This is a genomic window from Bacillus thuringiensis (assembly GCF_022095615.2).
Taxonomy (GTDB): Bacteria; Bacillota; Bacilli; order Bacillales; family Bacillaceae_G; genus Bacillus_A; species Bacillus_A cereus_AG.
Window position 1 is genome coordinate 2,868,051 of record NZ_CP155559.1, and the last position, 14,611, is coordinate 2,882,661.

A 14,611-nucleotide genomic window follows, 5' to 3' on the forward strand; every position below is an offset into this window, starting at 1 on the left:
GTCACTTCTTTTATAAACAGTACGACTTTATTGTTACTTAATAGTAGTGAGAAATATCACATATCTCATAAAAGGGCTGGGCGAAAATTTAAGTTTACTAAATACCTTTTCTAAAGTTTGAGTGCACCCTTTTTCTGTACACTCCATCCAATCTTTCATTAAATAACTATCTTCCCCCATAATTTCAAAGGATTTCCACTCGGTTATCCCGAATATATAAATTACCATTCTCACAAGGAGCGAATTTATATGCATCTATTCGAACACGAAACGTAAAACCGTTCCCCTTTCATAAGAGGTCCTCCTTTTTTCTTTTCTCACCATATCATTTACTTACAAAATAGGAGGATACCATTATGAAACGTGATCCATTATTTTTAACTTTATTAGAAAATGCTAATACAAATTTTAGCGGTTGGGATTTTTCTTTTATTTCAGAAACGGGTCGAATGAAGAGCGAGCCTTTATCGTGGTCATATGGCAGTACAGCTTTCCAGCTTATGCAGCATGCAGAATCAACGCTCGATATGGGGACTGGCGGCGGAGAGTTTTTATCTAAGTTACAACCGTTCCCGTCAACTATTTATGCTACTGAGGGCTACGCTCCAAACGTGCCAATTGCTCGAAAGAAATTAGAGCCTTTAGGGATTACTGTTGTAGAGGTGAGCGATGATACTGCATTGCCATTTCAAGATGGTCAGTTTAATCTAATCCTAAATCAACATGAATCATATGCTGCTTCTGAAGTAAAAAGAATCCTTTCTCCTAATGGAACCTTTCTGACACAACAAGTTGGCGGTCTTGATTGCGCTGAACTTAATGAGCAGTTTGGCTCACCGCTAAATAGCGAATTTGCAAGTTGGTCGCTTGAAGCGGCATGTAGTGAGTTAGAGGAAAATGGATTTACTATTTTAGAAGAAAAAGAAGAGTTCCCTTTTCAACGCTTTTATGACATTGGCGCTATCATCTATTACTTAAAAGCAATTCCGTGGCAAATTCCTGATTTTACTGTCGAGGGTTACTATGAGGAATTATATCGTATACATGAGATCATTTTGCAAAAGGGATATTTTGATGTGAAGCAACATCGATTTATGATTAAGGCGATTCGAAAATAAAAAAGAGATGGATATACCATCTCTTTTTTATTTTCACTCAATATTTTCTATATTTAAACACTTTGTTTCACAGTAATAGCCTTTGCCACCAACATAAACTTTTTCTATTTTATTCTCGCTATCGGTTGCTAATTTAACTAATATTTCGGAAGGCGAGTGTAAAGAATAACCTTGTTCAAATACATAGACTTCTTTTTGTAAGTAGTGCTGTTCATAAAGATAGCAAGCTAATGCACCATTTGAAGTTCCAGTCGCTGCTTCTTCATTAATGTCGTATAGTGGAGCAAAGTTTCTGCATATAATTCGATTGTCATTAAAAGTATATAGATGCATCCCGACAACATTATAATACTTGCTGATTTCTTTAATTTTTTCAAAATTAGGTTGCAGTGTATGTAATTGTGTTTCGCTTTTTATAGGAACTAAAATATCTTTTAAGCCCGTGGAGACAATTTGAATTGGGTATGTATTGTCTATATCTTCAATGTCAAAGCAGTCGATAAACTCATTTGGAGATATAACATCATAGAATATCGGTTCGTTTTGTTCCATGAATATAATATCATCTTTTATGGTAATAGTAAGAACACCGCTGTTCGTTTCAATCGTATAGCGATTCTTGAAAAGTTTATTTACATGCATCAGTATCGCGAAAGAGCCAATTGTGGCATGACCACATAAATCAACTTCCTCTTTTGGTGTAAAATACTCAATTTTATAATCAGCAACTTCAGATTCTGATATAAATGCGGTTTCCGCATAGCCCAGTTGTTTGGCTATTGCCATTTTTTGAGTAGTAGTCAATGTATTCTCCATAAATACCACTCCTGCTTTATTTCCGCCTTTATGATCCTTGCTAAATGCACTTGCAACATAAACAGATATTTTCATAAGACACCTTCCTTCCTCACTTATAGTAAATTGTAGCATAGAACGTACTACGTATATATATTGTTGGATAAATTCGCCATACAGCAAGAGACAAACTATTTTTTAGCATCTGAACTCTCCAAAAATAGTTTATCTACAGCCTGAGAGTTGGGTCTACCATCACTTTTTCCCGTTTATTTAACAAAAGTTTGTGGTGCCTTCTAGATTGTTAAGTAAGTTCACGCCTTGCAATCGCATCAGCTAATGTAATAAGTTGCTTGTGCGTTATCTTTCCTGTTACCTTCGCTTTAATAATTTTTTCCATTTCTTTTGTAATAATCATACTCTCTATTGCTAGACTTGCTTTAGCTTCTTGGATAGCTTCATTTAGTTATTCCTCACTATTGAATGCCATAATTTAAGTTATCTCCTTCACATCATTTTATTTACTCTTTCAATACGAGAAAAGTAATATCATCCCATTTTTCATCTAATTTTAAAGTAGTCTTTTCAATACTAGCTCCAGTTAACACATCATATCCTTCAATCTCAGCTACCAATTGTTTCGTTTTACTCTTTGGATTCATATCTTTGTATAAGATATACACCTTATTACCATGTACTTGTATATCTGAAATCCCTTTATCCTCTCTATTGATTTTTGTATTTTTGTCACTTTGTAATGAATATGTGCGTATGATGTTCAAATTCTCATCTAATTCTTTCATTTTCTCATCATTATTTAAAACATACACCTTATTATCAATTATCTGCACTAGAACAGGTATGAATTGCTTTTCGTCTAATATCGTTTCTTTTTCTACTACTCTAGTCTTCGTATTTACCATAATTAATTTAGGTGGTAACTTTTGATTCACATTATCACTTAATACGAGTAATAATTTATCTTTATACTTTTGAAAAATTACTTTTTGAGCAGTTGGTGCAAAATACACATTTTCATTAGGAATTTCAAATTCGTTTATCTTTTTATTTGTCGCCAAATCTATTTCTGAAATATATACTTTATCTAACGTTTGTGAAAATGCGTACATGTTATTCTGAATAATATGCGCCCCTTGAATCGTTCCTTTTAGTTCTACACTTTCTTGCTTTTTATCACTCTCTTTCCAATATACAAGTTCACTTGTATATCCCTTCTTTTCGTCCACCAATCCAATATTTACATCATAATATACATACCCTTGCTCTGCATGGATGAAATATGCCCCTGCGTTTACATCTTGTAATTCTTTAGGTCTATTTATCTCTTGTATCTTGCCTATCTTATCAATAGCATAATGATTGTTATTTCTATTTGATGAGAAATAGTACCCCTTTTCATCTTTTGCATTACTCATCATACTTTGTCCATCTATCTCTATTTTACTAATCTCATTTCCTTTCTTATCATATCCATATATGTAACCACCGTCTTTCATTGCATTTGAATAGGAAACAAGATAATCTGCTTTTTGAATATTTTTAAGTTCTTTATTGTCATTAATATTTTTAGAACAACCTACAAAAAGAAACATTGTACATATTATAACTTTAGCTATTAAAATATATTTCTTTAGCATGTAATCACCCCACATATATAGTGAAAGCAATCGACAATTAAATGCCGATTGCTCTATAAAATATTGTTTATCAATTAGAATAGAAAATAGTAGTATTTGATGATTTTACTAATTCCATTGGTGTAACAACAGTGTCCCAAGTAACATTATCAATATCAATACCTTGATTTTTCCAAGAACGCCATGCCAATTGAGAACAATAAAACTTATCCGTTCTATTTTTATCGAAGAATGACCAATTATAACCTTTTCCAATTTGTCCCTGAGCATATGAAGCTGCATTTAAATATTTTGTATTGTTAGCTCCCTTCACCCATAGACCATAAACTTTAGAACGTCCTTTCCATGTATTAGGGTAATATTGGACTCCATCTTTTCCAGTTGGACTCCAACTTTTTGCAAATGATTCTATTGTACGACTACTATCTTTTGATACGATCGCTGTGTGTCCTACACCGATAGAAGAACTTCCAGAATTAATTTCATAACTGACTAAAACATCCCCTTTTGTACCTAAAGCAGATCCTGCTAACGCAACAAGACCATTTAATTCATTTTGACTATATGCAGGATCATCAATTTTAGAATACAATTCTTTCGCTTCTTCTGGATGTGTTGTTTTTAACTCATCAATCTCTTTCAAATCGTTTTCCGCTTTAATTTTCGCATCTTTTTCGAAAAACTCTTTTCCTTCTTTAGAAATTTCAACAAATTGTTTTACCTGTTCCAACGTCATGCCACTATCTTTCATCATCTGAATCTCATACTCTACTGACTTTGGCTGAAAAACTTCCGTTTCAGCTCCATACGCAGTTTCAGCTACAATACCTCCCCCAGCAAGTATTCCACCTACTAATAACAACGGTACTATTTTTTTCTTTGCGACTTTCATCATAACAACTCCCATCCCTTGTGATAAGCGCATTTCCCTATATTTGTAAGCGTTTCTTCATATTACAACAAGAAATGGTAAAAATACACATTTTATTTTTTCTCAAGAGTTATCAGGAAAACCGAACAATTTAATAATTTTCATATAAAAATGCAAATTTCATATTTTATTGTAAAACAACACTATACTATTAAAAAAATTATATAGAATAAAATTTTCCCCTTGCAAAAAGCCCAATCCTATAAGGCATTCGGCTTTTTATTTCTATTCAATAAGAGTATTTCATTTCCTTTTCTAATGAAGCAAATTGTGTACTTATACATACGTCCATTACCTTTCTTTACACATGAGTTATTTAGTTTATTTTTAAGTAAAAACACTCGCCTTACAATTCCTTACTACATAATATATAGTACAACTTTCATACGTAAACACTTTACGTAAAGCGAAAGAATCCTTTTTAGAAAGGAGAATTAACATCGATACTATAAGCAATGAATTTCTAAAACTTTATTACGACAGCAATGTTTGGTTACATGATACACATTGGCTCGGGGTCCCCATTCTCAAGCTTCCCTCTGATCTTTTTTTGTATCAAGAAATTATTTACGAATTAAAACCCGATTTAATTATTGAATGCGGCACTTGTTATGGTGGTAGCGCATTGTATTTAGCTTCTATATTAGATTTAATCGGGAAGGGTCACGTTGTTACTATTGATATATTCCCTCAACCAAATCGTCCATCCCATGACCGAATTACGTATGTAACAGCTTCTTCTGTTTCTGTACAGGCCGTTCAAACTATATTAAATATGCGCAAACCTGCTGATGTAATTTTAGTTATTTTAGATTCAGACCATAGTAAAGAGCATGTAGCAAAAGAACTTTTACTTTATCAATCTATCGTTACGACTGGCAGTTATATTATTGTAGAGGATACATCTATTAACGGAAATCCTGTTTATCCTGATTGGGGTCCTGGTCCAATGGAAGCTGTTGAAGAGTTTTTAGCTACAAATAAAAATTTCATAATCGATGAATCTAAACATAAGTTTTTCATATCATTTAATCCAAAAGGTTTTTTAAAGAAAATAAAGTGAAACGTTAAGAAGTGGGGTTTTGTTCATCCCCACTTATTCTATGATCTTCATCTTTGAAAAAGGATAATATACAAACTCCACTTTGCCTATTATGTTATCTTCTTCAATATATCCTAGGCCATTTCGACTATCTCTACTAAGTTCACGATTATCTCCCATTACAAATAACTTATTTGGCGGGATTTTTGTCTTTTGAAAGTTGTAAAACACCTGCGTATTATTGAATAAATCTTTATTTGTATACGGTTCTTCTTGCTTTTTATCATTCACATATACTGATCCATTCGTTATGCTAATTACGTCACCTGGAAGTCCTATTACTCGTTTCACATAATATTTCGACTCATCCTCTTCCTTTATAATGACAATTTCTCCGTGCTCTAAATTAGAAAAATGTACTGCTGCTTTATTTACAAATACGTAATCTTCTTCATATAAAGTTGGTTGCATCGATTTCCCTTCCACTTTACATAAAGTAAAAGAATGATAGGCTACTACCAAAACAAACACGAAGAGTATGTATTTCCCCCAGCCTCTTTTAATTTCCTGTTTCATATCCATTCCCACCTTATTTAAACGCTTTTTAACTCAAAAAATAGATCACTGCACAATATATCTCCATGCAGTGATACTATTTTTACTGGGCCTTGTTCGGTTGTTCTACTGGGACTGGATTTCCACCCGTTCTTTTCGCTTTCAATTCAAAATACGCATCCAAAATCTCTTTACCAATCGCGGAATTAATTCCTGATTTGTCATCATTCACCCATGGTACAACAACTGAGAAAGCTACTTCCGGATCAGCATCATATGGTGCATAACCGGCAAGAGTTAAATTATAACATTTTTTTCTGTTATTGTTTTCATCTCTTCCAATATCACTTTCCCCACCATATACGGTTTCAGCTGTTCCTGTTTTTCCAGCTGGTTTATACGGTAATCCTTTAAACGTTGCAGTACCTGTCCCGTCAGTCTCTTGAAATACTCTTCTAAACCCTTCTTTTACATGATTAATATATGAAGTGTCCATATCCACTCGATTTAAAATAACTGGTTCTATAGACCGAACAACTTTTCCAACATCCTCTGGTCTATGTGGTTGCTCTCTCACTTCTTGTACAATTTGTGGTTTCATTCGGTAACCGCCGTTTGCAATTGTTGAAATATACTGAGCAAGTTGCAGCGGCGTATATGTATCGTACTGTCCAATCGCATAATCAAGTAAAAAACCAGGTATGTTATCTGTTCTACCCATTTGACCAATCGATTCATTCGGCAAGTCAATTCCAGTCGGTACACCTAATCCGAACTGTCTAAAATAGTAGCGCATTTTATTAAATGTCTCTTTTTTAATATCTAGCGGATTGTTTGGTACATAATTTACACCTGCCATTTTTAATGCTGTATTAAACATATAAACGTTTGATGAAACTTGTAAAGCTCTTAAATCATCAATATCACCAAAATCTTTCCACGATTTCTTTGGCTTGACACTTCCTTTAAAATACATCGGTGCATCAAAGAAATGCGTATACGGCTTAATTGTTTCAGTTTGATATCCGGCTAATAACGTAGCGCCTTTCACAGTTGACCCTAACTCATAAGAACTTGTCATCGTTCCTAAAGCAAAGTCTTCTATCTGCATTCCACCATCTTTATTTACAATTTTCTTGCCACCCATTGATAAAATTTGACCGTTTTTCGGGTTCATCATTACAACGAACGCACGATCCATCATTGGCTCTGCAGAATGAAATGCTCGTAAATTCTTTTCAAGACTTTCCTCTACTTTTTTCTGTAACTCCATATCAACAGTTAACATTAAATTATTTCCGCTTTTTCCTTCAGTCACTTTTTCCGTCCGAATAATATTCCCTGCTTTATCCGTAATATTTTTAGACTGTTCTTTCGTTCCATGTAATGCATCTTCGTATTGTTTTTCGATGTAGCTCTTACCAATGCGATCATTTCGGTTATAATCACGCACTAAATAATAATCTAACTGCTCTCTTGGCAAACCCTCATTTTCAGTAGAAACGCTACCAAGAATAGAACGAAGTATTTTATCATTTGGGTATTCACGTTCCCAATCCACTGTCGTATCCACTCCTGGTAAACTTGCCAACCTTTCACTTACGATTGCATATTCGTTTTGACTTACATCTTTTTTAACAATTTGCGGCGTCATTTTATATCCCGCATTCATCCTACTTTTAATTGCTAGTACTTCTAGATCCTCTTTTGATAGTTCGCTTAATTCTTCTTGCGTAATTCTTTCACGGCGCAACTCTTCAACTTTTTTATCTAATTCTTTCCCCTCTATCTCTTGCTTCCTAAATGCACTCTCATCTTCTTTCGTTACTTTTTCTGCTGCTCGTTTTTCATTTAACTGCATCCAAAAATCTTTTTTATCTGTTTCTGTCAACTTATTTATATCTTCTGGCGACATTTCAATTAGCTGGGCTAAATTTTTTGCTACTTGTAAAACTTCTTTCGAATCTGCTCCTTTCATTTTCGTATATGTTACGGTTCGTAGCGGTTTATTATTTACAATAACTTGACCTACCCGATCAAACATTTTCCCTCTAGGAACAGGAGTGCTTACCGTTACATCTTCCTTTTTGTTTACTTCATTTCTATACGTTTCTCCATCAATGATTTGTACTTTACCTAATTGAATTATAATAGCTGAAAATAAAAGAAAGACGATAAAAAATAGTACATTTAATCGAAATGGAATATGAGTCTTTTTCTTTTTCGATTGTTTCTTCTGCTCCTTTTTCTGTCTCATTTCGCTCCCTCGCTTCATTCTATTAACATTTCTACATAGAATCATTATGTATCAAATTTATTTATATGATATATATAGAATTTTATATTAATTACTAAAGAAATAAAAGATTTAATTTTCAGTTTTTTAATTTTACATCCTATTTATTACCATTCCCTTATTAAAGAATAACATGAATGTTATTCAAACAAAAAACTGAGGTGTTCTCTATACACCTCAGTTTTTCATAAAAATAATAACTTATTTAACCGACGATACCCCGTCAATAAAATCACCAATCTTATTTTGAAAAACAAAATCAAAGTTATATTCTTGCCCTGTTAACTCTTCATTTACTAAAATGGTCGTTGCTCCTATTTCCCTCTTTGCGATTTGCGGGAATGAAGCGACAGGTTGCACTTTTAATGACGTTCCCATAACGATAAGTACATCTGTTTCATATAAACGTTTTATCGCATTTTGATATTGCGGCAATGTATCTCCGTATAAAACAACGTCTGGATTTAAAATGAAATTACACTTCTCGCAGCGCGGCACTTCATGATCAATCATGTACTGCAAATCATATCCCGCTTTACACTTCGGACAATGTGCTGTTTGAAGCGTTCCGTGTAGATCAATGACATGTTTACTACCACCTACTTGATGCAAACCGTCAATATTTTGCGTTAAAATCGTAATATCTTTCCCATGTTCTTCTAATTCAGCTAAAAAGCGATGACCACGATTTGGTTTATATTGATGAAACGTATTAATTTGAAAGATTTCTTTATAATGCTTCCAAAATTCTTTCGGGCTTCTATTATAATATCCCCTTGATAAATACATCTCCACATTCGCATCAGCATACAATCCATTTGCTGAACGAAAATCTGGAATACCACTTTCCGTACTTGCACCAGCACCTGTTAATACTGTAATTTTCTTTGCTTTTTCTAAAATTGAACGTACTTCTTCAAATTGTTGCACAAAAATCACCTCTATGTATATTGCTATACTTATTATACCAGTTGTTTACAGGAGGTGTTGTCTTTGTATAACGAACTCTTTAAACTTCCTTATTTTATATAGTTTTTCTTAATGATATCTTTTGCATTTTTGTAAAGAAATACAAAGAAGATAACTGCTAGGATACCGTTTACCCAGTAATATGTATTTCCAGAGGCAAACCTATTATAAAAGGATTGAGCATTATAATATAATAGGCCCGCTGAAAGCACGGTAGCGATTACTAACATACCAAAACTTTTCAAGATACCCACCTCAATTTTAAAAATTCAGATTTTTAAAATAATTATACATGAAAATGGGAGAATTTGAAATGTGCAATGTATCCTATCATTATCAAGCTAACGATACATCCTTCCTCCAAACAAAAATAACAACTACATACGCACTTCGGTACTACCTAAGAATCTTACTTAATGTGTCGTACCCCCAACTTCTACAATATCTACCTCAACTGTCGTCATTACCTCAACTGCCAACTCTATCCCCTTACTAATAGTAGAAAGTGACATACTCGGTTGACCTGGATAGTTACTCGCTTGTTCTGGTAAAAACGGAATATGAATAAATCCGCCTTTTATTTTCTTATCATGCTTTTCTAGTTCATGCATGAGACCGTAGAATATATGATTACAAACGAATGTACCTGCTGATTGTGAAACGGAAGCTGGTATGCCCTCTGCTTGTAGTCTTTTTACAATTGCTTTCATCGGAAGCGTAGACCAATAGGCAGCCGGTCCTTCTTCTACAACTGGTACATCTACTGGCTGATTCCCTTCATTATCAGCAATCCTTGCATCATCAATATTAATTGCGACACGCTCTATCGTAATATCTGGTCTGCCCCCTGCTTGCCCAATGCATATAATCATTTCAGGATTTAGTTCTTCTATATATTCTTTTAAAACTTGTATTGATTTATGAAATACAGTTGGTACCTGTTTACTAATAATCTTGTACTCTCCGATTGTTTTTTCATGTAAACTTTTTGCGACTTCCCAAGCTGGGTTAATACTTTCTCCGCCGAACGGATCGAATCCTGTTAATAATACTGTTTTCATAGTTTTCCCCTCCTAATTAGAAACGATATACTAGGCCGTACATAATAAACATATTGATAATGAAAATGGAAAGAGCAATTGGTACTTGAGCCTTAATAACGGCATTTTTATCTTTCAATTCTAAAAGCATTGCTGGAACGATATTAAAGTTTGCTGCCATTGGTGTAAGCAGCGTTCCGCAATATCCAGCAAACATACCGAGAGCTGCCATAATTGCTGGGTTCCCGCCGTGCATTTGTACAATTAGAGGTAAGCCAATTCCGCCAGTAATTACGGCAAACGCTGCGAAAGCATTTCCCATCACGACTGTAAATAGCATCATTCCTAAACAATATGCCATAACAGCAACGAACGGATATTCTGTCGGTAACACTTGTCCAACTAAATCAGAAACGACTTGTCCAACGCCAGATTTCGCGAAAATCCCGCCAAGTGCAGCTAACATTTGTGGTAAAATTACAGCCCAGCCGACAGCTTGTAATAGTCTGCTTCCTTCTTGAACAGGCGTTGTTATTTTCGACTTTGTAATACGCATCGCCGCAACGAACGCAAGTAATGCTCCTAGTGCTAATGCTACTAGCGTTACTTTATCTGGATCAACAAGTGAGACATTTCCCCATTTGATTTTCCCTAACGTTAATGTACCGATAATCGTAAAAATAGGAATTAATAGTGCAGGCATAAAAATTTTATTTTTCAATTTCTCAGCATGTTTCACACGTTCTTGTACTGGAACTTCTTTCTCCTCTGATTTTGTTACTTTGTTTACTGAAGCTAACACGACCATAGCGAGTACGATACAACCAACGTAAAACGAAGGGATTACATTTCCAAATAAAAATGTAACTGCAAATAACGCCCAAAATAAGCTAGAACCAAATCGATTTGGATGTTCACGATCAAATGCAATACGAACAGCGATAAAGGCAACGATTATACCTAATACGTAATAAATTGTATCCATTGTGATAATGTTCATTTTATATTGCCTCCTTCTCTTCTTTTTCTTTTGATTCCATTGTTTTCGCTATATATTTATCAAATCTTCTAAATCTGATCCAGCTTACAATAAGTGCAGATATTGCGGTTGGAATACCCCAGAGCGCCATATCCCACACACCGACATGCATACCTACTGAATCAAAGAATCCTTTCATTAATAAAATCGCACCAGTTGCGATAAAAATATCTTCTCCGAAAAACCAAGCTGTATTTTCCGCAGCTGCTGCGTTTGCTTTAATCTTTTCTCTTAACTTTTCAGGGAGCTTACCGTATTTGCCTTGCGCAGCCCCTTCTGCCATCGGTGCAACGAGCGGTCTTACTGTTTGTGCATGACCACCAATATTCAGTCCAAGTGCTGCTGATGATTCTCTTATCGTAAAATACGACATTAATACTCTTCCAGTTGTTGCGCCTTTTGATTTCGTTATAAGTGCTTCTGCTCTTTCTTTTAAACCGTAACGCTCTAAAATTCCGATTACCGGTAAAGTTAATATAATCGGCATAGACATATATCTGTTTTCTATGAAAAATTTACCGAACATACTGATCACATCATAAAAACTTAATCCTGAAACCATACCAGTAACAATACCAGCGACCATAACGACTAACAGTGTATTTAGCCTAAATAAAAAACCCACTGCAACAAGTAATATCCCGATTAATTTAATCATTTCTAGCACTTCCCCTCATTTTTCATTTCGGTGCACAAATAGAAATACCATTAATTTCGAATGTTCTGTATATTTTTTTCGCAAATTGGACTGCTTTCTCTCCATCACCATGTAAACAAATCGTCTGTGCGTGAACTGCTACTTTCTCTCCGCTCACCGCTCTTACATAGCCTTCTTTCACCATTTGAAGCACTTGCTTTATCGCTTCGTCTTCATTTTTTATAAGTGCATTCTCTTCTGTCCGGCTCGTTAATGTTCCACCTTGCTTATACGTACGATCTGCAAAAGCTTCTTGTACGAGAGTTATATTGTATTTTTCTGCAGCCTGTATAAATGCCTCGCTATTTGCTAATCCGTAAAGTAATAGACTTGGATTAATACGATACATTGCCTTTGCGATTGCATCTGCAATTTCCAGATTAGTCGCCGCCATATTATATAGAGCACCGTGCGGCTTTACATGTTGCATTTTCCCGCCTGCCGCTTTCACAAATGCGTCTAATGCGCCAATTTGATACAATACATAATCGTATACTTCACTCGCTGACACATTCATATTTCTTCTTCCAAATCCAATTAAATCTGGAAAACCAGGATGTGCGCCTATTGCTACATTGTGCTGCAGAGCTTTTCCAACCGTTTGCCTCATTACAACCGGATCACCCGCATGAAAACCGCAAGCAACATTTATAGAGGAAACGAACGGAAGAATTTCATCATCATTCCCCATTTTATAAGCTCCAAAACTTTCTCCCAAATCACAGTTTAAATCGATTGTCGTCACGATATTTCCCTCCTAGTGTCAGCTTCGTAAAGCGATGAATTTCTTTAATAGATTCATATTTACTTCTTGTTCTATGTACAATTGTTCCGCTTCTCCAAGCGTAATTTTCTCAAAAGAAACATATTCCCCCGGTTTTAACTGAGCAAGAAGTGGTAAATCTACTGAAATAATATTCCCCATTCTCGGATAGCCACCTGTCGTTTGCCTATCTGCCATTAATATAATCGGCTGTCCTCCATTAGGAACTTGAATGGTCCCAAACGTAACGGGACTCGATAAAATCTCTTTTTCTTCCACTCTATTTAAAACTTCTCCTTCAACTCTATAGCCCATGCGGTCAGCGTGATTAGATACTTTATACTCTTTCATAAAAAATGCCTGTATACTTTCTTCTGTAAATTGATCATATTCAAAATCAGTTATGACGCGAAGCTTAGGGTATTTCTTATACTTTGGCAGTATGCTGCTGCTAATTGCCCATTTCGTTTTGATTCGCTCATCCTTTTGTAAGTCTTGAATGAAACGACTCGCTATTTCTGAGTGGGTACCTATTTGAAAATAATCTCCTTTTTTCAGCATTCTTCCTTCAATACCACCAATCGCAGCACGTATGTAAGTACTTTTGCTTCCCATCGTACGATCAATATGTATACCACCTGCAAATGTTACATACGTTCTGCAACCACTTTTCACTTTCCCAAAACAAAGCATGCTACCTTCTTCCGCTAAAATGGGACGCCATAACGGGATACGTTCTCCATTCAATAACGGTTCCATATCCGCACCGCCAATCGCAAGTAACGTCGTTTTCTTTATTAACAATTTAGGCCCCATGATCGTCATTTCGAGTCCCGCTTCATTCTCGTCATTACCAACTAACATATTGATTATCCGAAGTGCACTTTGATCCATAGCCCCGCCAACAGGTACACCGTATTGCTGATAATGAGATCGCCCTAAATCTTGGACTGTTGTAAACATACCTGCATGCAAAACCTCTACATCCATCCTTTAGCCCCCTCAAGTGATACGTACTCTTCCTTCGTTATTGGGATAAATCGTAAATACATACCGCTTTGGATATACGTTGGTGTTTCTTCTTCCGGATTAAATAAGGAGATTGGTGTTCGACCAATAATATTCCATCCACCCGGTGTTTCAAGCGGATAAATACCTGTTTGATTTCCGCCAATACCTACTGAACCAGGAGAGATTTGTAACCGCGGTATTTCTTTTCTAGGTGTTTCTAGTTCTTTTGATAGTCCTCCTAAATACGGGAACCCTGGTGTAAAACCTAACATATACACAAAATATGTTGTTTCACTATGTATGCGAATGACATCTTCTACTTGCAAACCGTGATAATGTGCGAGCTCTTCTAAATCAGGTCCATATTCTCCTCCGTAACAAACTGGTATAGAAATATGTTTCACATCTCGTTTCAACTCCTCCTTATACGTATCGAACATTCCTGTTATGTATTCGCATACGTAATCATACGGTCTTATCTTTCTATCATTTCCTTTCCATACTTCATATAAATTGTAGTAAACGGCTAATGAAGTAAACGACGGAACGCATTCAATCATTCCTGCAAATGGATGTTGCTGCAACGCTTGAAATAGTCGTTGTACTTTTCCGTATACATCCATCCCGATTTCTTCACCAAATGTAACAATAATTGCTTGATCCCCTAACGCAGAAAATTTCATCCCACTCCCTCTTT

15 protein-coding genes and 1 pseudogene are annotated in these 14,611 nt (G+C 35.3%); 2 read left to right on the forward strand and 14 right to left on the reverse strand.

All coding sequences use genetic code 11. The features are described 5' to 3' along the window. Positions 1-356: 356 nt before the first annotated feature. Positions 357-1,118 carry a class I SAM-dependent methyltransferase gene (locus tag KZZ19_RS14920; protein WP_088096864.1) on the forward strand — a complete coding sequence of 254 codons (762 nt, stop codon included), beginning with the start codon at positions 357-359 and terminating at the stop codon, positions 1,116-1,118. A gap of 33 nt (positions 1,119-1,151) precedes the next feature. On the opposite strand, the gene KZZ19_RS14925 is transcribed toward KZZ19_RS14920, so the two are convergent. The 4 genes and pseudogenes from KZZ19_RS14925 to KZZ19_RS14940 form a co-directional block, all read right to left on the reverse strand. Next, the gene (locus KZZ19_RS14925; RefSeq protein ID WP_088096865.1) at positions 1,152-2,009 is read right to left on the reverse strand and encodes a PhzF family phenazine biosynthesis protein; all 858 of its coding nucleotides are present in this window, start codon (positions 2,007-2,009) and stop codon (positions 1,152-1,154) included. A gap of 425 nt (positions 2,010-2,434) precedes the next feature. Then, the gene (locus tag KZZ19_RS14930) at positions 2,435-3,571 is read right to left on the reverse strand and encodes a hypothetical protein (RefSeq protein WP_140392482.1); all 1,137 of its coding nucleotides are present in this window, start codon (positions 3,569-3,571) and stop codon (positions 2,435-2,437) included. Positions 3,572-3,641: 70 nt separating this feature from the next. Further along, complete coding sequence (locus tag KZZ19_RS14935; RefSeq protein ID WP_073515520.1) at positions 3,642-4,463, reverse strand: YiiX/YebB-like N1pC/P60 family cysteine hydrolase; 822 nt, start codon at positions 4,461-4,463, stop codon at positions 3,642-3,644. Between the two features lie 248 nt (positions 4,464-4,711). Continuing rightward, positions 4,712-4,786 (reverse strand): annotated as a pseudogene (locus KZZ19_RS14940) (DNA mismatch repair protein MutT); the annotation flags it as partial. A gap of 155 nt (positions 4,787-4,941) precedes the next feature. Between KZZ19_RS14940 and KZZ19_RS14945 the strand changes: the two are divergent. Further along, the gene (locus tag KZZ19_RS14945; RefSeq protein ID WP_140392483.1) at positions 4,942-5,565 is read left to right on the forward strand and encodes a CmcI family methyltransferase; all 624 of its coding nucleotides are present in this window, start codon (positions 4,942-4,944) and stop codon (positions 5,563-5,565) included. A 33-nt stretch (positions 5,566-5,598) separates the two neighbouring features. Here the strand turns inward: KZZ19_RS14945 and lepB are convergent, their stop codons facing one another. The 10 genes from lepB to pxpB form a co-directional block, all read right to left on the reverse strand. Beyond that, on the reverse strand, positions 5,599-6,120 hold the full coding sequence (gene lepB / locus KZZ19_RS14950; protein WP_046954250.1) for a signal peptidase I: 522 nt from the start codon (positions 6,118-6,120) through the stop codon (positions 5,599-5,601). Positions 6,121-6,202: 82 nt separating this feature from the next. Then, on the reverse strand, positions 6,203-8,356 hold the full coding sequence (locus tag KZZ19_RS14955) for a peptidoglycan D,D-transpeptidase FtsI family protein (RefSeq protein WP_237980048.1): 2,154 nt from the start codon (positions 8,354-8,356) through the stop codon (positions 6,203-6,205). A 240-nt stretch (positions 8,357-8,596) separates the two neighbouring features. Beyond that, on the reverse strand, positions 8,597-9,325 hold the full coding sequence (locus KZZ19_RS14960; RefSeq protein WP_237980045.1) for an NAD-dependent protein deacylase: 729 nt from the start codon (positions 9,323-9,325) through the stop codon (positions 8,597-8,599). 89 nt (positions 9,326-9,414) lie between these two features. Beyond that, positions 9,415-9,609, reverse strand: a complete 195-nt coding sequence (locus KZZ19_RS14965; RefSeq protein ID WP_088096869.1) for a hypothetical protein — start codon at positions 9,607-9,609, stop codon at positions 9,415-9,417. Positions 9,610-9,777: 168 nt separating this feature from the next. Continuing rightward, positions 9,778-10,425: a pyroglutamyl-peptidase I gene (gene pcp, locus KZZ19_RS14970; protein ID WP_088096870.1), complete on the reverse strand. Its 648-nt coding sequence runs from the start codon at positions 10,423-10,425 to the stop codon at positions 9,778-9,780. A 16-nt stretch (positions 10,426-10,441) separates the two neighbouring features. Then, entirely contained in the window at positions 10,442-11,404 is a 963-nt protein-coding gene (locus tag KZZ19_RS14975; protein WP_237980043.1) for a DUF979 domain-containing protein, read from the reverse strand. Position 11,405: 1 nt separating this feature from the next. Next, complete coding sequence (locus KZZ19_RS14980; RefSeq protein ID WP_060631398.1) at positions 11,406-12,101, reverse strand: DUF969 domain-containing protein; 696 nt, start codon at positions 12,099-12,101, stop codon at positions 11,406-11,408. Between the two features lie 22 nt (positions 12,102-12,123). Continuing rightward, positions 12,124-12,885: a 5-oxoprolinase subunit PxpA gene (gene pxpA, locus KZZ19_RS14985; RefSeq protein WP_237980042.1), complete on the reverse strand. Its 762-nt coding sequence runs from the start codon at positions 12,883-12,885 to the stop codon at positions 12,124-12,126. An 18-nt stretch (positions 12,886-12,903) separates the two neighbouring features. Beyond that, complete coding sequence (locus KZZ19_RS14990) at positions 12,904-13,893, reverse strand: biotin-dependent carboxyltransferase family protein (RefSeq protein ID WP_237980040.1); 990 nt, start codon at positions 13,891-13,893, stop codon at positions 12,904-12,906. Beyond that, positions 13,884-14,597 (reverse strand): 5-oxoprolinase subunit PxpB, encoded by a 714-nt coding sequence (gene pxpB / locus KZZ19_RS14995; protein ID WP_237980038.1) that lies wholly within the window; start codon positions 14,595-14,597, stop codon positions 13,884-13,886. The genes KZZ19_RS14990 and pxpB overlap by 10 nt, the downstream gene beginning before the upstream one ends. Positions 14,598-14,611: the final 14 nt, after the last annotated feature.

Coding starts and splice junctions, on each gene's coding strand:
- KZZ19_RS14920 (WP_088096864.1), top strand. CDS start 357: ATGAAACGTGATCCATTATTTTTAACTTTATTAGAAAATGCTAATACA.
- KZZ19_RS14925 (WP_088096865.1), bottom strand. CDS start 2,009: ATGAAAATATCTGTTTATGTTGCAAGTGCATTTAGCAAGGATCATAAA.
- KZZ19_RS14930 (WP_140392482.1), bottom strand. CDS start 3,571: ATGCTAAAGAAATATATTTTAATAGCTAAAGTTATAATATGTACAATG.
- KZZ19_RS14935 (WP_073515520.1), bottom strand. CDS start 4,463: ATGAAAGTCGCAAAGAAAAAAATAGTACCGTTGTTATTAGTAGGTGGA.
- lepB (WP_046954250.1), bottom strand. CDS start 6,120: ATGAAACAGGAAATTAAAAGAGGCTGGGGGAAATACATACTCTTCGTG.
- KZZ19_RS14955 (WP_237980048.1), bottom strand. CDS start 8,356: ATGAGACAGAAAAAGGAGCAGAAGAAACAATCGAAAAAGAAAAAGACT.
- pcp (WP_088096870.1), bottom strand. CDS start 10,425: ATGAAAACAGTATTATTAACAGGATTCGATCCGTTCGGCGGAGAAAGT.
- KZZ19_RS14975 (WP_237980043.1), bottom strand. CDS start 11,404: ATGAACATTATCACAATGGATACAATTTATTACGTATTAGGTATAATC.
- KZZ19_RS14980 (WP_060631398.1), bottom strand. CDS start 12,101: ATGATTAAATTAATCGGGATATTACTTGTTGCAGTGGGTTTTTTATTT.
- KZZ19_RS14990 (WP_237980040.1), bottom strand. CDS start 13,893: ATGGATGTAGAGGTTTTGCATGCAGGTATGTTTACAACAGTCCAAGAT.
- pxpB (WP_237980038.1), bottom strand. CDS start 14,597: ATGAAATTTTCTGCGTTAGGGGATCAAGCAATTATTGTTACATTTGGT.